This window comes from Pueribacillus theae (genome assembly GCF_003097615.1).
GTDB lineage: Bacteria > Bacillota > Bacilli > Bacillales > UBA6769 > Pueribacillus > Pueribacillus theae.
Genome location: NZ_QCZG01000030.1, coordinates 26,146 through 45,899 on the forward strand (window position 1 = coordinate 26,146; position 19,754 = coordinate 45,899).

Annotated in this window: 19 protein-coding genes, 5 tRNA genes and 1 pseudogene; 10 read left to right on the top strand and 15 right to left on the bottom strand. The window is 41.2% G+C overall.

From position 1 onward, the window contains the following. Positions 1-21 precede the first annotated feature (21 nt). The 7 genes from DCC39_RS13380 to DCC39_RS13410 all read right to left on the bottom strand — a co-directional run bounded on the left by DCC39_RS13380 (position 22) and on the right by DCC39_RS13410 (position 3,138). Positions 22-1,251 carry a CdaR family protein gene (locus DCC39_RS13380; RefSeq protein WP_116555405.1) on the bottom strand — a complete coding sequence of 410 codons (1,230 nt, stop codon included), beginning with the start codon at positions 1,249-1,251 and terminating at the stop codon, positions 22-24. Next, a complete protein-coding gene (gene cdaA / locus DCC39_RS13385) occupies positions 1,244-2,071 on the bottom strand; it encodes a diadenylate cyclase CdaA (RefSeq protein WP_116555406.1) in 828 nt (275 codons plus the stop codon). The genes DCC39_RS13380 and cdaA overlap by 8 nt, the downstream gene beginning before the upstream one ends. 156 nt (positions 2,072-2,227) lie before the next feature. Then, positions 2,228-2,299, bottom strand: a tRNA-Gly gene (locus DCC39_RS13390). A gap of 101 nt (positions 2,300-2,400) precedes the next feature. Then, positions 2,401-2,485 (bottom strand) — tRNA-Tyr (locus DCC39_RS13395). 140 nt (positions 2,486-2,625) lie between these two features. Beyond that, positions 2,626-2,698, bottom strand: a tRNA-Thr gene (locus DCC39_RS13400). A 189-nt stretch (positions 2,699-2,887) separates the two neighbouring features. Next, a tRNA-Val gene (locus DCC39_RS13405) sits at positions 2,888-2,963 on the bottom strand. Between the two features lie 103 nt (positions 2,964-3,066). Further along, positions 3,067-3,138, bottom strand: a tRNA-Glu gene (locus tag DCC39_RS13410). A 145-nt stretch (positions 3,139-3,283) separates the two neighbouring features. Between DCC39_RS13410 and DCC39_RS13415 the strand changes: the two genes are divergently transcribed. The 3 genes from DCC39_RS13415 to DCC39_RS13425 all read left to right on the top strand — a co-directional run bounded on the left by DCC39_RS13415 (position 3,284) and on the right by DCC39_RS13425 (position 4,607). After that, positions 3,284-3,469, top strand: a complete 186-nt coding sequence (locus DCC39_RS13415; RefSeq protein ID WP_240613651.1) for an SE1832 family protein — start codon at positions 3,284-3,286, stop codon at positions 3,467-3,469. Positions 3,470-3,555: 86 nt separating this feature from the next. Further along, entirely contained in the window at positions 3,556-4,290 is a 735-nt protein-coding gene (locus DCC39_RS13420) for an AzlC family ABC transporter permease (RefSeq protein ID WP_116555407.1), read from the top strand. Continuing rightward, positions 4,281-4,607, top strand: a complete 327-nt coding sequence (locus tag DCC39_RS13425; RefSeq protein WP_116555408.1) for an AzlD domain-containing protein — start codon at positions 4,281-4,283, stop codon at positions 4,605-4,607. Before DCC39_RS13420 ends, DCC39_RS13425 begins: the two co-directional genes overlap by 10 nt. A gap of 151 nt (positions 4,608-4,758) precedes the next feature. Here the strand turns inward: DCC39_RS13425 and DCC39_RS13430 are convergent, their stop codons facing one another. Then, positions 4,759-6,381 carry a Na/Pi cotransporter family protein gene (locus DCC39_RS13430; RefSeq protein ID WP_116555409.1) on the bottom strand — a complete coding sequence of 541 codons (1,623 nt, stop codon included), beginning with the start codon at positions 6,379-6,381 and terminating at the stop codon, positions 4,759-4,761. A gap of 286 nt (positions 6,382-6,667) precedes the next feature. Here DCC39_RS13430 and DCC39_RS13435 point away from each other — a divergent pair, with 286 nt between their 5' ends. The 3 genes from DCC39_RS13435 to DCC39_RS13445 are packed head-to-tail and all read left to right on the top strand — an operon-like array spanning position 6,668 to position 8,992. Further along, positions 6,668-6,802: a cytochrome c oxidase subunit 2A gene (locus DCC39_RS13435; protein WP_116555410.1), complete on the top strand. Its 135-nt coding sequence runs from the start codon at positions 6,668-6,670 to the stop codon at positions 6,800-6,802. 28 nt (positions 6,803-6,830) lie between these two features. After that, positions 6,831-7,334 carry a cytochrome c oxidase subunit II gene (locus DCC39_RS13440; RefSeq protein WP_116555411.1) on the top strand — a complete coding sequence of 168 codons (504 nt, stop codon included), beginning with the start codon at positions 6,831-6,833 and terminating at the stop codon, positions 7,332-7,334. Then, a complete protein-coding gene (locus DCC39_RS13445) occupies positions 7,334-8,992 on the top strand; it encodes a b(o/a)3-type cytochrome-c oxidase subunit 1 (RefSeq protein ID WP_116555412.1) in 1,659 nt (552 codons plus the stop codon). The genes DCC39_RS13440 and DCC39_RS13445 overlap by 1 nt, the downstream gene beginning before the upstream one ends. 235 nt (positions 8,993-9,227) lie before the next feature. Here the strand turns inward: DCC39_RS13445 and DCC39_RS13450 are convergent, their stop codons facing one another. The 3 genes from DCC39_RS13450 to DCC39_RS13460 are packed head-to-tail and all read right to left on the bottom strand — an operon-like array spanning position 9,228 to position 14,109. Next, on the bottom strand, positions 9,228-10,784 hold the full coding sequence (locus DCC39_RS13450; protein WP_116555413.1) for an ABC transporter substrate-binding protein: 1,557 nt from the start codon (positions 10,782-10,784) through the stop codon (positions 9,228-9,230). Between the two features lie 11 nt (positions 10,785-10,795). Then, complete coding sequence (locus DCC39_RS13455) at positions 10,796-12,364, bottom strand: acyl-CoA carboxylase subunit beta (protein ID WP_240613652.1); 1,569 nt, start codon at positions 12,362-12,364, stop codon at positions 10,796-10,798. Further along, positions 12,361-14,109 carry an AMP-binding protein gene (locus tag DCC39_RS13460; RefSeq protein WP_205948509.1) on the bottom strand — a complete coding sequence of 583 codons (1,749 nt, stop codon included), beginning with the start codon at positions 14,107-14,109 and terminating at the stop codon, positions 12,361-12,363. The genes DCC39_RS13455 and DCC39_RS13460 overlap by 4 nt, the downstream gene beginning before the upstream one ends. A gap of 139 nt (positions 14,110-14,248) precedes the next feature. Here DCC39_RS13460 and DCC39_RS13465 point away from each other — a divergent pair, with 139 nt between their 5' ends. Then, positions 14,249-15,136: a LysR substrate-binding domain-containing protein gene (locus DCC39_RS13465; protein WP_116555415.1), complete on the top strand. Its 888-nt coding sequence runs from the start codon at positions 14,249-14,251 to the stop codon at positions 15,134-15,136. A 384-nt stretch (positions 15,137-15,520) separates the two neighbouring features. Here the strand turns inward: DCC39_RS13465 and DCC39_RS13470 are convergent, their stop codons facing one another. The 4 genes and pseudogenes from DCC39_RS13470 to DCC39_RS19665 all read right to left on the bottom strand — a co-directional run bounded on the left by DCC39_RS13470 (position 15,521) and on the right by DCC39_RS19665 (position 17,194). Continuing rightward, complete coding sequence (locus DCC39_RS13470; protein WP_116555416.1) at positions 15,521-15,826, bottom strand: hypothetical protein; 306 nt, start codon at positions 15,824-15,826, stop codon at positions 15,521-15,523. Between the two features lie 2 nt (positions 15,827-15,828). Then, positions 15,829-16,059, bottom strand: a complete 231-nt coding sequence (locus tag DCC39_RS13475; RefSeq protein ID WP_116555417.1) for a hypothetical protein — start codon at positions 16,057-16,059, stop codon at positions 15,829-15,831. A 188-nt stretch (positions 16,060-16,247) separates the two neighbouring features. After that, a complete protein-coding gene (locus tag DCC39_RS19660; RefSeq protein WP_205948510.1) occupies positions 16,248-16,664 on the bottom strand; it encodes an N-6 DNA methylase family protein in 417 nt (138 codons plus the stop codon). A gap of 5 nt (positions 16,665-16,669) precedes the next feature. Then, a pseudogene (locus DCC39_RS19665) lies at positions 16,670-17,194 on the bottom strand (HsdM family class I SAM-dependent methyltransferase). Between the two features lie 985 nt (positions 17,195-18,179). Here DCC39_RS19665 and DCC39_RS19845 point away from each other — a divergent pair. The 3 genes from DCC39_RS19845 to DCC39_RS13500 are packed head-to-tail and all read left to right on the top strand — an operon-like array spanning position 18,180 to position 19,387. Beyond that, complete coding sequence (locus tag DCC39_RS19845; RefSeq protein WP_407071858.1) at positions 18,180-18,314, top strand: LexA family protein; 135 nt, start codon at positions 18,180-18,182, stop codon at positions 18,312-18,314. Between the two features lie 40 nt (positions 18,315-18,354). Next, complete coding sequence (locus tag DCC39_RS13495) at positions 18,355-19,206, top strand: restriction endonuclease (RefSeq protein ID WP_116555420.1); 852 nt, start codon at positions 18,355-18,357, stop codon at positions 19,204-19,206. Positions 19,207-19,246: 40 nt separating this feature from the next. Then, entirely contained in the window at positions 19,247-19,387 is a 141-nt protein-coding gene (locus DCC39_RS13500; protein WP_116555421.1) for an Arm DNA-binding domain-containing protein, read from the top strand. Positions 19,388-19,754 lie beyond the last annotated feature (367 nt).

Here is a 19,754-nt window from a genome sequence, read left to right on the forward strand (position 1 = left end):
TTTCCAATTCGATTAACGATTTCACTTGATTTCGAAAGTCACTTCTTTTTCTTTCCAATCAATATTTTGAGGGCCGTTGATTTTTACCTTTACGGTATGTTTTCCTTCTCCTAAACCAGTGGCATCCACATAAGCGTTAATGTCGTCGGGAACAATTTTTTCCAATATAGACGAAGCTCCGCTCATTTCAACATCAATTTTTCCGCCGCTTGGTTTTGTGAAGATAAGTTTTTGTCCATCACGAAGCCCGCTGATTTGCAACGGTATATTTTTCACTGTTTTTGTTTCTCTTTTTCCAATTTCAATCGTAATTTCAACTTGTTCCGGCTCGGCCATTTTGATTCCTTTCGGCAGCGGGATATCAACGGTTAATGTTTGTTTGTCCTTTATCGGAAGCTTTGCCAAATTAATCGTGGCCTCGACGAAATCGACACTTTCTACTGCTTCAACAGAACCATAGACCGTTACAGTGTCGGGATTCAATGTCATTGATTTAATACTGCTCTCTTTAGGCAGGCTATCGACTTTATTAATTTTGATCGGGACTGATTTATTAGGCCCCGTAATTGGAACCTCGACATCAATGACTGTCGGGTTAAGAGAAAGCCCTTCTATTTCATTATCATTATGATCATATACTTTTATCGGAATACTCTTTGTAAACGTTTCTTTCACATTTTTTAAATCGACATATCCTTTAACCGATCCGACGTTTTTCAGCTGTTCCTCGCTTCCATAAACGGATGCCATCGTTGGTGTCACGATTGCTTCATTTACACTATAGCCTTCAGGAAGCTTATCTTCATTTAAATATTCAATGTTAATTGGAAAATCGCTGCTCTTTTTTTCCTCAATTGTTACCATAACGGTCGAAGGATTAATCGCAATGTCCAACCCATCCGATAAGCCGCGGTGATGAAGGCGGACTCTATGGGTTCCTACCCCTAAGTCTTTAAGATCAGCATATACCTCTAAGCTTTTTTCCATTTTAGCCATAAAGATTTGTGTTGTCGAACCTGAAAGAGTAATTTCTGCCGTTTCGGGAATTCCCGTAACAACATATTTTTCTTCATCATAGTAGGCTTCCACCGGAACATTTTCGATTCTTTCTTCCCCGTCTTTTACTCTGGATCCTGTATCGTTCGCATTTGATTGCATATTTTTAGGTACTGCAACGATGGAATAAAGCATGAGCGCCAATATAAAGGAAACCAATATGACAAACCAGTTGCTTTTCAACAGTTTATCCATTGCTTTTCCCCCTCCACTGCCAGCGCGATGAAGCTGTGTTATTTTTTAGAATCTCTTTATTTAATTGTTCCCTAAGATTTTCTTCATCTAAGTCTCTATAAATTTCGCCATTTTTAGCAAGTGAAATTTGGCCTGTTTCTTCAGATACGACAAGTGTTAAGCTGTCTGTTACTTCGCTAATTCCAATCGCCGCGCGGTGTCTTGTGCCAAGCTCCTTTGAAATAAAACGGCTTTCAGACAACGGCAAGTAACAAGCAGCGGCGAGTATGTTATTTTTATTTACAATGACCGCGCCATCATGCAACGGTGTATTTGGTATGAAAATATTAATGAGAAGTTCAGATGTGATTTTTGCTTGAATGGGAATGCCTGTTTCTACATACTCATTCATTCCCGTTTCACGCTCAACTGAAATAAGGGCACCGATACGCCTTTTGCCCATATATGTAGAAGCTTTTACAAGTGCATCAATCGTTTCTTTATATTCCTCTTCTTCAGGGGAAGCATATCTTGTAAAAAACCGCCCTCTTCCCAACTGTTCAAGGGCACGCCTAAGTTCAGGCTGGAAAATAATGATAATCGCGAGAAAACCAAAATTGATCGCCTGCTCGACAAGCCATTGTAATGTACGAAGCTGGAAGGCGCTGCTTAAAAACCATACAGCGATGATTACTGATATTCCCTTCAGAAGCTGGATTGCCTTCGTACCACGGATAAGCATCGTTAATTTATAAATCACATACGTGACAAGTAAAATATCGATGATATCGCCTATATCTCCTATGAAGTTAAAGATGTCAAAGTCACTAAGAGGCCACATCGCACATCCCCCAGATAATTCTAATCGCTTTCTATTATACCACAACGCCTACCTTCTTCACTTTATTCAATATATTATTTTTCCCAATAAAAATCATATATAAAAAAAGAAAGAAACCTTAAATGGCAAAATTTAAGGTTTCTTTGATATATTTGAAGCGGAAGACGGGATTCGAACCCGCGACCCCCACCTTGGCAAGGTGGTATTCTACCGCTGAACTACTTCCGCAGTTTAGAGGTTGGATATGTAGTAAATCTTCGTGGCCATACTTAAGAGCCCTTCATATATCCCATGTCTAACTTCCAATTTCCCATTTCCAACTTCTAGTATGGTGGAGGGGGGCGGATTCGAACCGCCGAACCCTAAGGGAGCGGATTTACAGTCCGCCGCGTTTAGCCACTTCGCTACCCCTCCGTTTCCAGTGATCAGAAGTCAGAAGCCAGAAATCAGAATATATTTTTCTGGTCTCTGGCTTCCGTAATCTGAATACTACTAGCACTGCCATCTTAGCTTCCATAGATGTCTCTCAACGTAGATGCGCTAATAATAGATGATGCCGGCCAGAGGACTTGAACCCCCAACCTACTGATTACAAGTCAGTTGCTCTACCAATTGAGCTAGACCGGCGAAGTAATAGAAGTAATATATGAAGAAATTTCTGTATCGTCGTCCCGATCTCAGAAAGAATATTGTGATTCGATCGGTACGCTGATGCCAATTCAATGAAGCTTATTTGTTCGTGCTCTACCAATTGAGCTAGAGCGGTGTAATCATAAACTGTTTCTAATATAACATTTGAAACGGCTTTATTCAATATGGTGGAGGATGACGGGCTCGAACCGCCGACCCCCTGCTTGTAAGGCAGATGCTCTCCCAGCTGAGCTAATCCTCCATACCGGATGTCGGAAGTCAGAAGCCGGAGTTCAGATTTGTTCAAATTGGTATACCAATTTGTCCTATTCTGGCTTCTGGTCTCTGATTTCTGTAATCTGGAATGACCCGTACGGGATTCGAACCCGTGTTACCGCCGTGAAAGGGCGGTGTCTTAACCACTTGACCAACGGGCCACTTTAATTGTTCTTTTTTTAAACTAACGTTTATAATTATATAAGCAACTTGTCTCTTTGTAAAGGGAGAGAGTAATTTTTTTATGTTCTAATTTCTTTTGCCAAAATGGCTTTAGACGTTATAATGAATGATGAGGTGACTGCATTGAGTTTAACGAAAAAAGAAATTGAACAAAGAATCGCTGAATTAAAGATGGAATATATTCGTTTGCAAAATGATCTTGAGAAACTGGAATCTACTGGTCAACGAACCTCGATACAGGAAAACAAGCTAGGTGAAATTGAAAAAGAGCTACGCTCTTTAAGAGAACAGCTTGATGATGATTTTTAAATCTACCTTATCAACCAACGGTTCAAAACTTTTGAACCGTGTTTTCATTATAACTATGGAGTTGCATTAGATTGGAGTGTAGGGGTGTGGAACAACAGGATACGCTTCATTTGAAGGCAAACACCTCATTCGATGATGATGGCTTTTGGCAAGGGGTAAAAGATTGTGTCCCCACACTGCTCGGATATTTAAGCATCGGCTTTGCTGCGGGGGTTGTGCAAAAGACAGCAGGTTTAAGCATTGTCGAAATCACATTAATGTGTTTGCTTCTCTATGCAGGTTCAGGGCAATTCATCGCCGCTGGAATGATCGCCGCAAGCAATCCAGTTTCTGCGATTGTTTTTACAATCTTCTTTATAAACTTGCGCCATCTGCTTCTTAGCGCGGCGGTTGCGCCTTATTTCCGTCATCTTCCTCCATGGAAGAACATGGTGAATGGCGCTCTATTGACAGATGAAACGTTTGGCGTGGCAATCAATCAGCTTCCAAACAAAAAAACAGCAAGCTTTAAATGGATGCTCGGGTTAAACATTACTGCCTATTTAAATTGGCTCGTTGCCAACTTGGCTGGTGCCTATTTTGGAAAATGGATTCCCAACCCCGAATCGTTTGGGCTTGACTTTGCTTTGCCGGCGATGTTTATCGGTTTGTTAATCCTTCAAATGCTAAGCCATAAAAAATATGTTGTCGATATTGTCGTAGCACTCAGTGCGGCAGTGATTGTCATAGTTGTCAGCTTCAGTTTATCCGGAAGCACCGGGGTCATTATTGCAACGATTTTAGGCGCAACAATAGGCATGGTGATTGAAAAATGGAAGTAAGGTATACAATATTATTAATTATCATAGGCTCAGCCATCGTTACATTGATTCCGAGAGTCCTTCCGCTTATGCTTCTTAGCCGGATTGAACTGCCAGAATGGACGATAAGCTGGCTAAAGAATATTCCTGTTGCCGTAATGGCAGCCCTTTTGGTCCAATCATTATTGATGTCTGATAATCAAATTTCGTTAACTTCCAACAAGCTCGAACTTATCGCCGCCTTGCCGACTTTTCTCGTAGCCATTTTAACAAAAAGCCTGATTGGTACTGTGATTACAGGCGTTCTTTCCTTAATGGTTTTACGATTTGTATTTTAAATAAGAAGGAGCGAATCGATTCACTCTCGGTTCGCTCCTTCTTTATCCCGGTGCCACCGTCCGTAAGACCCCCTCTTCAAGATTTAGAGATTTCGAAAAAGTCTAAGCGGGAAATAACGGACGTTAACACCCCGATAAGTCTCGCTTTATATCAATCTTCTCCGATAACGCCATCCGCAATATTAACCGCGTGGTCACCAATCCGTTCAAGGTTGCTGACGATATCCACATACACGATACCCGCCGTACCCGTACATTCATTTTGATTTAACCGTAAAATATGCTTCTTGCGAAGTTCCCTTTCCATTTCATCAATATGCCTTTCTTTGATTTGAACAGCCTTTGCATGTTCAATGTCATTTGTTTCCAACGCTTTAATTGCTTGGTTTAAAGTGGAAATCGTGAAATCGAACATTTCATCCAAATCAGCCATAGCAGAATCGGAGAATTTCACTTTACTGTTAATTTGGCTATCGACAAGCTCCATAATATTTTCCATATGGTCACCAATTCGCTCAAGATTAATGACCGTATTCATTAACGCGTGATGCGTTTTTAAATCATGGTCAGTCAATGTATGGTAAGAAATCTGCACCAAATATTCGGTAATTTTTTTATCAAGATTGTTTAACGCATCTTCAATTTGCGGGATCAGTTCTCGATGCTTTTTCCCATGTGTTTTGTAATATAGACAAGCTTCTCTAACCCCTTTTTCCGCTAACTCGGCCATTCTTAACACTTCCTTTTTCCCTTGGCCAAGCGCGACTGAAGGAGATTGCCGAATAAACTGCTCACCTAAGTGAACGGTTTTAAATTCAATCGTTGTATCTTCGCCAGGAACGAGCTTTGTTACAATCCAAGCCAACGCCCCAATAAATGGAAATTGAATAATGGTGTTCGCTATATTAAACGTGCCGTGTGCAAAAGCAAGCGTCATTCTAGGGTTTAAATCAAGGCTCGCTTGCATGAACTCAATAAAATGTGTAAACGGCACAAAAAGAAACAGAACAAGAATCGTCCCAATGACGTTAAACATAACATGCACTAAAGCCGCCCTCTTAGCGGCAATAGAAGCTCCAATCGATGCCAACACCGCAGTGATTGTTGTACCAATATTATCTCCAAATAAAACAGGCAAAGCGGCATGCAAACTAATTGCCCCTTGGTCAAATAAGGTTTGCAAAAGGCCAATGGCAGCTGATGAACTTTGAATGATGACAGTAAAAATAACACCAATTAATACACCTAATAATGGGCTATCGCTCATGCTTAGAGTTAAGTCTGTAAAAGCCGGTACATCCCGAAGGGGCTTCATTCCATCCCCCATCAAGTTAAGTCCAAAAAATAAAGAACCAAACCCAAAAAACACTTGTCCAAAATGATTGACTTTATGGTTTTTAAAAAAGAAAATGAGAAATGCCCCAAGCGCAAGAATCGGCAGCGCTAATTCGGAAATATTAATTCCGATAATAAAAGCGGTTGTCGTCGTTCCAATATTGGCCCCCATAATGACACCGATTGCCTGCCTTAACGTCATAAAACCAGCTGAAACGAGTCCGATCGTAAGTACTGTCGTTCCAGAACTTGTTTGGATTAGGGCTGTCACCACGATTCCCGTCAAAACAGCCATAAACGGATTTGACGTAAATCGATCAAGAAGATCCCTCAAGCCGTCCCCAGCGACTTTTTGAAGACCGTCCCCCATTAACTTAATTCCGTAAAGAAAGATCCCCAATCCGCCAATAAAAGTAAAAATTATCGTTTGTAATTCCATTTCGTCAGCTCACTTTTTTTCTTTCGACTACATCCCGTATTTCAGCAGCCTCATCATTACTCATTTTATTTAATTATTCATGCAAAGTAAACATCCATAACGGAACAAACAAGTATTCCTTCAACAAATCGTATGAAACCCCTCATCAGATCAGCAGAGAGATGTATGTTTTTTTGATAAAATTCAAAAATTTGCCCAAAAATTATGTCAAATTTTTTAAGGTGTATTTTTTTATATCTTTACAAGTGATTTAGGGGTAAAAAGGAAGTGAAGGGAGGGCAAAACCATGAGCAAAAAAAAATCACTAGAGAAACAAAGCGCTGATGTGAAATTAACTGGAACATTTATTTCTGTCATGTTGCTAGGTATTGTCATGGTTGTATCATGGTTTGGAACTTATATTTTATTCCTAACAAGATAATGTCGAAACCTTTTGGAGGTGCTGTGAGATGCATTTACACAAATATGAAAAAATATGGCTTATTTTTGGACTGGGTTCCCTCATTTTATTCCTTGCAATCATCGGGTTTGCCGCTTTCTACAAAGGAACACATCCTCAAAGCCATATTGAAACAATTGATCCTCAAAACATTGAGGCCAATGAAAATTTTAAACCTGAAAATCTTGGCCTTACGAAAGTGGAAGAAGGTAAATACGTTGTAAATATCGTTGCATCCGCCTTTAATTATGATCTTGGAATCGATGAAAAAGGAAAACGTGTGAACAAAATCCGAATTCCAAAAGGATCAAAAGTTCTTTTTCAAATTACAACAAAAGATGTCGTCCACGGTTTTAACGTAGCAGGCACAAACGTGAATATGATGGTCGAACCTGGCCACATTAGCCGTTACGAAACAACGTTAAAAAACACAGGGGAATTTACAATCGTCTGCAATGAATATTGCGGTCTCGGGCACCATCTCATGTTCGGTACAGTGGAGGTGTATGAATAATGGCTAATCAACAGTTATTGCCACTATCCAAAAAAGAATCAAAGTTGTATATGGCTTTTCTATATGTAGCATTTGCTTCCCTTCTTATCGGTGGGTTGATGGGGCTATTGCAAACATTGGTCAGAGCGGGAAAGTTTACTTTGCCTTTCGGGATAAACTATTACCAAATATTAACCGTCCATGGGGTCATTCTTGCTCTTGTATTAACGACCTTTTTCATTGTAGGGTTTCAATTTTCTTTAATGGGAAAAACGACAGGAATTTCTGATAAACAGCTTAAAGTCGGCTGGGTAAGCTTTTGGGTCATGCTTATAGGGACATTGATTACTGCTACGATGATTTTGCTTGGGGAAGCGTCTGTCCTTTATACATTTTATGCGCCGCTTCGGGCCCATCCTTTATTTTATATCGGTCTGTCACTTGTCATTATCGGAAGCTGGATCGCCGCATTTGTGAACTTTCGCCAATTGTACGTATGGAAGAAAGCGCACAAAGGCCAAAAGTCTCCACTTCTCGCATTCATGGTTAATATCAATATGATTATGTGGGTTATTGCATCACTAGGTGTCGCCATTTCCGTTGTTTTTCAATTTATTCCTTGGTCGCTTGGATACGGAGCGACGATTAACGTATTGCTTAGCCGAACATTGTTCTGGTATTTCGGCCATCCGCTCGTCTATTTTTGGCTGCTTCCCGCTTACATGGCATGGTATGTCATCGTACCTAAAGTTATCGGCGGCAAAATTTTTAGCGATGGTCTTGCAAGATTATCATTCATTTTATTTTTAATGTTTTCGATTCCTGTTGGATTCCACCACCAATTAACAGAACCTGGTATTAATCCGACATGGAAGTTCATTCAAGTCGTGCTGACATTCATGGTTGTCGTTCCTACACTTATGACAGCATTCTCGATCTTCGCAACTTTCGAAATTACAGGTAGACGTAAAGGCTATAAAAGTTTATTCGGTTGGTTTAAAAAGCTGCCATGGAAAGATGTTCGTTTCCTTGCACCGTTTATTGGCATGGTCGCATTCATCCCCGGCGGCATCGGAGGAATTATTAATGCCTCCCACCAATTGAATGCGCTTGTCCATAATACGATTTGGGTTACGGGGCATTTCCATTTAACGATTGCAACGACTGTTATTCTTACTTTCTTCGGGATCACTTACTGGCTTGTGCCTGTCTTAACAAATAGGAAGCTGACACCAAAAATCAACAGACTGGGTATTATTCAATCCTTTATTTGGGCGGTTGGTATGTTGATAATGTCCGCATCCATGCATATTGAAGGATTGCTTGGAGCACCTAGGCGATCAGCCTTCTCAAATTACGGCGGTGCAGATCAGGTTTCTGTATGGATTAACTATCAAATCGCCCAAGCCGTTGGAGGCACGATTCTATTCATCGGCATCCTTCTTATGGTCTACATTTTTATAAAGCTTGCCTTCTTTGCACCGCGCGGAGAAGAAGAATATCCGATTGCGGAAGAGGAAGAAGATGCAATGCCGACGCCTAAAGTTCTTGAGAACTGGAAGTTATGGATTGGTATTACAATTGCGCTGATTTTGTTCGCCTACACCATTCCGATGATCGATATTATTCAGCATTCCCCTCCCGGATCAGTGCCGTTTGACTTCCCAATCGGCAGATAAGTTCAAAAGACGCCTAAACCTATTTTTAAGGGTTTAGGCGTTTTTAACAGAGAGTCTCGTTTTATTAGGTAATGTTAAATTTCCCCAATATTGTTTGTATAGCAACCTAAATTTCCTATTAGTGAAAGCCACTTTCTTTTTTAGAAAGATATATTTCTTTCACGATAACCCAGGAACAACTTATTTTTGTTCCTGGGATTTATTTGTTCTTTGACAGATAGAAAAGCCTGTTTCTCTATTGTTCCAACGAAAGGAATTGGAATCTCGGTTTTCCGTATAGATGGGGTTCATAGCCGTGCACTTTTTCATTCACCGCAACAATAAGCGGTTCAAAGAAAAGTGGAACGCCCATCGCATCTTCTTTCATAATCATCAAGCTTGCTTCAGAAATCAGCTTGTTGCGTCCGGCTTCATCCGACTCTGCTGCCGCCTGTTGAAGCAACGCTTCAAATTTTTCATTTTTATGTTTTCCAGGATTATAAAAGCTTTCTTCCTTGTAATACAAAGAAAGCAAGGCATTTGGATCAGGCCTTCCTGAGGCACGTGCAAGTGTTGCCGGATATTGCGGATTGCTGAAGGCCAACTCGACAAGCTTCGTCACTTCGGTCGGATGCAGGTTCACTTGAAAGCCAACTTCTTCCAGCTGTGCTTTCACCGCTTCTCCAATTCTCACATCAAAGGCGTCCGGCTTGACGAGCAGATCCAACACCGGCGATTCCACTCCAGATTCTTCAAGTAGCTGTTTTGCTTTTTCCTTATCATAAGGCGTGATAATTTCCTCCGTAAAAGCAGGATGTTCTTTCGGAAACGGGCCGTAGGCCGGCTCTCCTTGGCCAAATTGAATCGCCTGGACAAGCTGCTCGCGATCGATCGCATAATGCATCGCTTGGCGAACCTTTGCATCGTCCATCGGAGCGAGGGACGTATTGATAAAAATATATTGGAAGTTCAAAGAGGCACTAGCATCCACTTTCACACCAGCCGCATTTTCTAAGTCTCCCATATTTGTTGCGGAAATTGGGGCAGCAACATGAATTTCTCCTGATTTCAAGGCATTGATCATCGTGCCTTCTTTCATAACTTTCACAGTGACAGAATCCAAATACGGCTTTCCTTTCTGCCAATACTCGCTAAACTTTTCAAAACGCAGTTCATTATTCGGATTTCGGTCGGCCAGCTTAAACGGACCTGTTCCTGCAGGATGGAGCGCATAGTCATCCCCGTGCTCCTGAACTGCTGCAGGGCTAACCATCATGCCCGCCGCTGTCATTAATGCCTGTGGAAGCCCGGCATTTGGTTCGCTCAAATGCAGAGCGACCGTATGTGTATCTACAGCTTCCACTGATTCGATCATGTTCAAATCAGCTTTGTTTGAAGCGTCTGAATTGGCACGTTCAATATTAAATTTCACCGCTTCCGCGTTAAACTCTGTCCCATCATGGAAGGTTACCCCTTCCCGGAGTTTCAGAACCCATGTCTTCTCATCCTGCATTTCCCAAGATTCAGCAAGCCCGGGTTCAGGCTCAAAGCCTGGACCATAGTTAATCAAAGTGTCATAAATAAAATACAACAGTGCTTCATCTCCGCCGGAAGAAGCACGCAGCGGATCGAAGCTGCTTGCATCCGAGTAGTAGCCGATTACGAGGTCACCACCTTCTTTTGAAGACTCACTTTTCCCTTCAGCACCCTCTGTACTGCTTGAACCTTTAGTTTGAGAATTAGAGTCCGAACTGCAGGCGCTAGCGAGTAGGAACAATGCGAACATCAAGAAAAACAATCCTACTTTTTTCATCACATTTGCCCCTAGTAGCCTGTCGGCCAGTTAGCCAACAGCCTTTCACTTTTTGAACCATTTTTCGCGCAGGCGTATTCCAGCGCCTGACATAAAAACTTCCTTGTCTCCCTCGGATCGATAATATCGTCGATATAATGCTTGGAAGCCGCTTTATACGGCGAACTGTCAAATGACCATTGATGCAATAGTTCCTTTCTTTCTTCAGCAGCGTTTTCCGAATTTTTCAGCTGCTGGCCATAGACAACATTAACGCCGACTTCAGGCCCGGTGAAGTTGATCTCAGCCGTCGGCCACGCGACAACAAAGTCTGCCCCCATGCCAGGTCTGCACATATTTGCATACGCCATACCGACGCTTTTTCTTACGATAACAGTCAACTTGGGAACGGTCGAATAGGCCAATGCTTGGTTCCACACCATGATTTTCGTTGGTATTTTCTGTTCCTCGCCTTTGCTTCCAATGAGGAATCCCGGAACATCATTCAAAAAGATAAGCGGGATATGGTAGGAGTCGCAAAGGCAAATGAATTCGATTGCTTTATCACACTCATTTGGCCCGGCAGCTCCGGCGTTTCGCATCGGCTGGTTTGCCATGATCCCGACAACTCTGCCGTCCAAGCGGGCAAGCCCTGTAATTAAAGCACGTCCATAAAGCGGCTTTAATTCGAAAAATTCGCCGTCATCTACGATGACTTTAATCAGTTTTTTCATATCATAAGCGCGGTTTCGCTGGACAGGAACGATGTCGATGACTTCATCCAAGCGGCGAAACGGATCGTCTTTCGTTTCTCTCCTTGGCGGCTCCTCTTCTGCGTTCAGCGGCATATAGGAAAAGAATTCTTTCATTTTCTCCATGCATTCATCATCATTGTCTACTGCCACATCGATTTGTCCGGTCTTCTCCGCATGGAGCTTCCAGCCGCCAAGCTCCTCGGGAGAAATCTTCTCTCCTGTCGCCATTTCAAGCATTCTTGGCCCGCCGACCGCCATGCATGTCCCTTTTACTTGAACAGCAAAATCTGCTGATACCGCATGCCATGTCGGTCCACCAAAGCTGTCTCCCATAATTCCCGAGATATACGGAACCCTTCTCCCATGTCTTAACCCCTCTTTTAAAGGCAGGCTTGCGCTAATGCCGTCCGATCCCATTCCATCAGGCATGCGAAGACCGCCGCCTTCTGCCAGTTCAAAAATCGGAAGACCATGTTCCACTGCATACTTTCTAACCGCTTTCGCTTTTCTTAAATGCACTTGCCCCTCCGCTGCGGCAAACACTGTCTTGTCAGAAGCTTGGACAACAACCGGCCGGCCGTCAACCTTAGCCAACCCGCAGATATATCCGTCTGCTGGACTTTTCTCTTCCGCACCGGGTTGATCCGAATGATTAAGCATCCCCAATTCCAAAAAGCTGCCAGAATCGACGAATCGCTCTACCCTCTCTCTTGCTGTATAGCGGCCAAGACTGTGCTGGCGCTCAATTTTTTCTTTGCCGCCCATTAACTTTGCCTTTTCTTTCTTTCGTTCTAGCTCATTTATCATTTCTTCCATTTGTGAGTGCTTTTGAACAGTTTCTTTCATTTTAAAATCTCCTTTCCGTTGGTTTGGTTTTTAGCAACCTGTAAGCTTTTGAGCAGCTCACCTTTTTTTACCTTTCCAGTCGTAGTAAGTGGGAGCTGTTCAACGATTTTCACAATTGGCACTTTATAGGGCGCCATGTTAGCTTTACACCAATTTTGAATATCGTCTTCTGTCATTTTGTTCCGGTATTCCGCTCTTAATTGAACAACGGCAAGCGGAAGCTGGCCTTTCTCTTCGTCTTCCAAGCCAATCACTCCGCATCCTTCAAGTTCCTGCATCTTGCCCATCAACATCTCGATTTCCGATGGAAAAATACTCATGCCATTGACTTTGAGCATTTCTTTTTTTCGACCAAGAAAATGCAAAAATCCGTTGTCATCTATCACCCCGATGTCTCCTGTATGAAACCATCCGTTCCGAAACACCCGCCTCGTCTCTTCTGGTTTATTCCAGTAGCCTTTCATTAATGAAGGCGTTTTGATGGCGATTTCCCCTTCTTTCCCGGGCGGCATCAGTTCGCCTGTCTGAAAATCAACGATTTTCAGATATGTGCCGGGCATCGGGATCCCGCAAAACACCGGTTGGGATTTTAAATCAAAATCTCCTGCTTGAAAGCCGGTAGTGAACGTGTCCGATGTGTGTGTTTCTGTCATCCCGTAGGCCGTTTCTCTAAGGACGCTGCCTGTCAGCTTGTGCCAACGCTGACGGTATTCGACTGTCAATTTTTTGACAAACGAGCTCACAGTCGTTGTCTTCACGGATGACAAGTCGTATCTTGCCAGCTCGGGGTGTTCCATGAGGGCGACTATATTGTCCATGACTGCACTCATGCATGACACATTATATTGAGCAATCGCTTCTAATACCGCTTTTGTATCCCATCTGTATAACAAGAGATGTGTCGCTCCGCTAAACACAGGAGCTAACACGCCGGAATTCTCCCCCGCAATCCAAAAAACCGGCATGTAAGTCAAGCGGACTTCTTCAGGTGAAAGCAAATATGTGTACGTCGTATTGCACGCCGATGTATAGAGCATATCCCGCTGGGTATGTTCACACCCTTTCGGCATGCCTGTTGTGCCACCCGTATAGTTCAGCGCCGCCAAATCATCCAGTGAAATGTCCACTTTGGGAAATTCCGGAGACTGCTCGGCAAGAATCCGGGATAGGGACTCTACATCCGGATCAACTGCTTGTGCTGTTAAGACATCCTTCATCGAAGGATGGAGCGGAATGACCGGCTCTTCTGGCAGAAACTCGCTGAGGTTTGTTGTGATGATTTCCCTGATGTTTGTCTCACCCTTAACAGATTGAATCACTGGATATAGCTGATCCAAGGTAATAATGAATTCGGCATCCGTATCCTGAAGCTCGTAAAGCAATTCCTGGGTTTTAAACATCGGATTTACAGGAACATGAACCCCTCCAGCTTTCAGTATGCCGTAGAAGGCGATTAGAAACTGAGGGCAATTCGGAAGAAAGACGGCAACTCGATCCTGTTTTCTTAATCCGATTGACAGGAGATACGAAGTCAACCGGTTGCTCCACTCGTCAAGCTCCCGGTAGGTAATTTCTTTGCCATAGAAAATGATGCACGGCTTGTCCGGTGTCTGCTTTGCCCTTTTTACAAGATATTCTGTAATCGGAATCTCCCCAAAAGGATAATTTGGCGCAATGGGCAAATGTTCAGGCCAATTTTTTGTCCATTTATTTTTCAAATCTTCGATATATTTAGATTCGACCAATCGATTCACCCCTTATTTTTTGATAACGTTTCCATTCATTATATTAGCAAAAGTCGAAAAACATAGTCTAATACATAATTATGTAGAAACAATACCTTAAAAGTATTAAAATAAAAAAAACGAAAAGAGGAGCGTTCCCATGGAGATTAGACAATTAAAGTATTTCATCATGGTCGCGGAGGAGCTTCATTTTGGCAGGGCCGCCAGAAAGCTCAATATCAGCCAGCCGCCTCTCAGCCGCCAAATCGCCCAACTGGAAACAGAAATGGGCGTTCAATTGTTAAAGAGGACAAACCGGTTTGTCGAATTAACGGAAGCGGGGAAATCTTTCCTTGAGGATGCCCATAGCATCCTGCATTCCCTAGACAGAGCTTGCAACCGCGCACGCAAAATACATGAAGGCGAAGCAGGCCAACTAGTTATCGGTATTGCAGGATCATGGAGCAGCGCACTGCTTCGTTTCCTGCGCTATTACCGAACAAAATTTCCTGAAATTGAAGTGCTTATTCACCAGATGTCAACAATGGAACAACTGCGAGCTTTCGAAGAGAAGCGGATTCACTTCGGAATTCTTTGCCCGCCGATTGACAGCCAAGCCCTTCATCTTCGCGTTATCCACAGTGTGCGGTTTTACGTGGCGCTTCCTTCGACCCATCCACTTGCAGGCGAAACGGCACCAATTCAATTGAAGGCACTAAAGAAGGATCCGTTCATCATGTCTCCTAGAAACATTGGCCCCGGTTATTATGATACGATCATTTCCATTTGCCGCAATGCCGGGTTCAGTCCACGGATTGCACAAGAAGCGGAGGGCCTCTTTACGATTCTGACCCTTGTCGCTGCTGGCATTGGCGTTTCCCTCGTATCCGAGTTGGCTCTTGAGCATCCGAAAGAAGGCGTTGTCTTTCGGGCGCTGGAAGGAGACGATACGAAGATGGAGTTGACATTGGCATGGCGCAAGGATGAAAGTTCGCCAATCACAAACCAGTTTCTCCAATCGTTTGAAGAAATGTTTGATACGGTTTGAAAAAGAAATATAGTTTAGATTTACCTCTTTTAGCTGTTAGTCGGTAGTGTAGAATAAAACAAAAAATAAAGCGATTCCTGGAATCTCCAAGAATCGCTTTATATCAACGTTTATATATAAGCTTCCAACAGGACTTGAACCTGCAATCCCTTCCTTGCTATTGTTGAGATGCATGATGAAGCGAATTGAACAGACTGCATAAAGCCCATTTTAGTACGGCTTTACGGTTCCAATGTGAATTCTAATTTACCCAAAATAACATGATTTATTTAAGTGTGTAGTCAAAGTGTGGTCACGCGGTGGTCAAAAAAATTCCCTCAACCATACGGTTGGGGGCAATTTTTAATTTTAATGAAGTGGGCAATTTCACTAAAATTCCTCTGTTTATTTTAATGTTTTTTGGTGTGGGTGTCGAATTAAAAATATTTCAATGTGGTAACCTGTGATTCGGTAAAATACTTTATATGGGTCGGATTTCCCAACAGAGATCAGCACGATTCTAAGATCAACAGGCATGTTTTGAATGAAAACTTGTCGGCCGGGAATATAGATCGAAAAATCTTGTTGTTCAAAATACGTTTGAACCGTGTTTCTCAGGTAACTGGCAATTGGCGGCAATTCAATGGTTTCTCTCCATTGATCTAAATCCAGTAATGATTGAATCGCCGATTTTCTCCATTTGACTTCCATCCTTAATTGCCTAACATTTTATTGATTTCTTCTTCAGACAGGACAGGATTGTCGCCTTCCAAGGCAAGCCGGAGTTGTTTTTCTTCTTCGGGGTCAGTTACATTGTAACAATCGCCTTCATTCACTTCTTCAACTTCCATTAATAAAAACTTTCGGTTACCAACTTGAATGTATGAATGACCTGATTGAATCGCCATTTTGATGTCTTTATTATCAACGATGATCGGTTTCAATTTTATCACCTCAAAGAAGAGATTTATCTTCATTATAAATGATGTCATGCTAATTAGAAAATGTTTGCTTTTACCTGCACGTTTTGTTCATAATAAAGTTCTGCTCTAGATCAGCCACGCATCCTATTCTTTAACATCTCTTTCTTCCGAACTACCATTTATTGTGACCATTATTTCTCTGAAGCTTTCTAGTCCCGCTTCAATGTTTTCAATAATTTCATTAGCCAATCAGGAAGGTTATCCAAATCTGCCAAGCTCTTATCCTTGAGCCAAAAGATATCAAGATTTGTCTTATCTCTTGCGATAAGCTCCTCATAAGTAAACTTGCGCCATCTGCCATCTAGGTTATCTTCTGACCAAGTTTCTGTGCGTTCATCACGATTAGATGTAGATGTATTATAGCATCGAATGAAATCCTCAAGATTGTTATATGTCATAGGCTTTTTCTTCAAGTTATGGTGAACATTGGTTCTGTAATCGTATATCCAAACTTCTTTTTTCCAAGGATCTTTTGCTCCAGGCCTGTTATCAAAAAAGAGGACATTATCTGGAAGAACAACAGCTGCTTGACCTGTTTCTTTTAAAAGTGTTCGGATATGTTGCAAAAAATTTAGTTGTTTGTTGAAGTTGTTACCCAAAAGTCTTGTCGGTTATAAATCAAACCCTCTTTTTCCTGTTCTCCTTCTTCGTTGGTAATGGGCATACTAGACTTTTTACCAAAAGAAGGATTTGCAAGCACATAATCATATCGATTGCCTTCATCAGCCACTAAAGCATCTGCGGGAGAAATAAAGGTATCACCGTCAATTTCACCAATATTGTGAAGGAACATATTCATTAAACAAAGTTTTCGTGTATTAGCTACTATTTCATTATCATAAAACGTTTTATTTTTTTAAAATTCCTTTTGTTCCCGATTTAATTCATGATTTTTTGCAATGTAATCATATGCTGCAAAGAAGAAACCACCTGTGCCACAGGTCGGATCAATAATTGTTTTCATGGGTTTGGGTTGCACACATGCAACCATTGCCATAATAAGAGCTCTTGGGGTAAAGTACTGTCCAGCCCCACTTTTGGTATCTTCTGCGTTTTTTTCTAAAAGACCTTCGTATATATTTCCTTTGAAAAACAGGTAAAATTTAGTTCTATTATACTATGAAGGTGATAAAGGCAAGAAACTCTTACTATTTCACTTATTAAAAATATCCGTTTGTTAGGCTCATGATTTCATGAAAAACTAACCATCATCGAATAACATTAACACAAGTAAATCTTTACCATGGCTGCTGAAGAAAATGATGCATTGGTTGCTGCGAAGTTACGACATCTCAAAGGAAAATGAGCTTGAGATTCCTCTATCAGAAACCTTCTTGTAGACATGCGGTGACTAGACTAATCGCTTAATTATGTGATGTTTTTCTAAATCCAATACTCCCAATTGATTCATTACTAAAACTTTCAACACTTTTAATGTCAATAAGATTAAATGTTTTTTCTATTTTCTTAGCTTCTCTATCTATTGGCGTATACAAAAATTGGTCTTTATAGATAGTCAACACAACATATGACTTGTTACCTTCTTCAAATGTAATAAAGTTTTCCTTCATGTATGAGACATTCACACCTAAACCAAAAGGAAAAAAGACTATATAAAATGAACTTTTGAATGTAACGTTAAAATCTGACAAGAAGCCGGTCAATCACTTTCCAAGGCCTTTGATTGCTTTTATCCATAAAAGCAGTGACGTGTGCTAAATGGGATTGTCTCGATACCCAAAAATTTAAAATATGCTGTCTTTAGTTTGATAACCATCTTCAATAATGGCACATTTGTTGAAGTGCAGAAAAACTCCGGAATTTGGAGTAGAGAATTTCACCTTATTGTCAAATCAGCCAAAACAATAAATATCATGGTAGAGAACGAGCTTAAAAATAGGCTCGTTCCATTTTCTAAAGCTATCGTTCAAATTAGAATCGAAATTCTTTTTCTATAACCTCTCTGCCGCTAGAAAAGCTTTCTTTCTCAATAAGCATTATTTCGGGTATTATTAAAAAAACAATCGGATGTCGAGTCAGGTGAAATAACGGTTGTGAATGTGAATGGCTAGGACGCGACATTGAAGCGGGTGAAAAAAACTGAACAAGGTGTTTTTCTCTATCCGGATAACCCTAAATACCATCCGATTTTAATTACAAACGGAAACGCACGGATTTGTGGAAAAGTAGTTCAGGTGATTTTTGAGCCAAAGTAATATAAGATACATTAGTTTAATAAATTTAGGGGGGTTAAAAGTGTTCAATTTTAAATATCACGAGTTGATCAATCCAACGTTACAGGCATTAAAAAAATTGGGTGGTTCTGCAACAAATAATGAAATTACAGAGCAATTAATTGAACTTCTACAATTGACTGAAGATGAAGCAAATGACATTCATAAGGGTAGCACTACTAAACTCGCCTATCGTAGCGCGTGGGCTAGAACTTACCTAAAGGGTGCTGGTTATATCGACAATAGTAAACGTGGCGTGTGGGTACTTACCGATAAAGGTAAAAAGATTGATGAAGTTAATAATGAGGAAGTAAAACAAACCGCTCTTGAAAAATTCGCAGCAAACAAAGAATCTCAAAATGATGAAGCGGACAAACCCATTACAAAATATGAAAATGAAGAATTGGATGAATTTAGTTGGCATAATGAATTACTTGAAACATTAAAAAACATATCACCCGATCAATTCGAAAAGTTGTGTCAACGTTTACTTCGTGAACTTGGCTTTATCAATGTGGAAGTAACAGGAAAATCACATGATGGCGGCATCGATGGTAAAGGCATCTTAAAAATTGGCGGGGTCATTTCATTCCATACCGCTTTTCAAGCCAAACGGTACAATGGATCAGTAGGCTCATCGGTCATTAGAGATTTCAGGGGTGCAACAGTCGGTAAAGCAGATAGAGGATTAGTTATAACGACAGGTTCTTTTACACGGGAAGCAGTAAAGGAAGCAAATAGAGACGGGGCTACTCCAATTGATTTAATTGATGGAAATGAATTGGCTGAGAAATTAAAAGAGTTGGGAATCGGAATCAAAGTCGAAATGGTAGAAAAAGTGACAATAGATATTGATTGGTTTAATAACATTTGAATTATTTCTGTAACTGACTTGAAAGGAGGTGAAATAAAAAGTGGCTTATTATCGAAAGTACAACGTAAAAAGTAATGCTAAAGGTTACAGCTGGTCATATACCGTACAACTCGGAAAAGATCCGAAAACAGGAAAAAGAGTCCAAGTGACAAGGCGTGGATTTGAAAAAAAAAGAAGCTGAAGCCCACCGTGCTGAACTCCTAAAGCCGTCGAAGAAAGATTAGGCCATGATGTCCGCACTTAAATGGAAACATACGCACATGTATTGCTCAACATGCAAAAACAAACCGCTATGAATTTCGGAAAAAGGTTTCATCAAAAAAGTGATAAGCAAAGTAAACACTATAATTAATGGTCAAAAAGTGGTCAAAGGAAAATATTAAAAGAAAGATGGTCAAATTTAATTTTTTGTAAAAAAAGAAAAACCCTTCATATATCAAGGGTTTTCATGACTTTAAATATAAAGCTTCCAACAGGATTCGAACCTGCGACCCCTTCCTTACCATGATTATAGTAGGAACTATCAGAGAAAGTCATTGATTATCAAA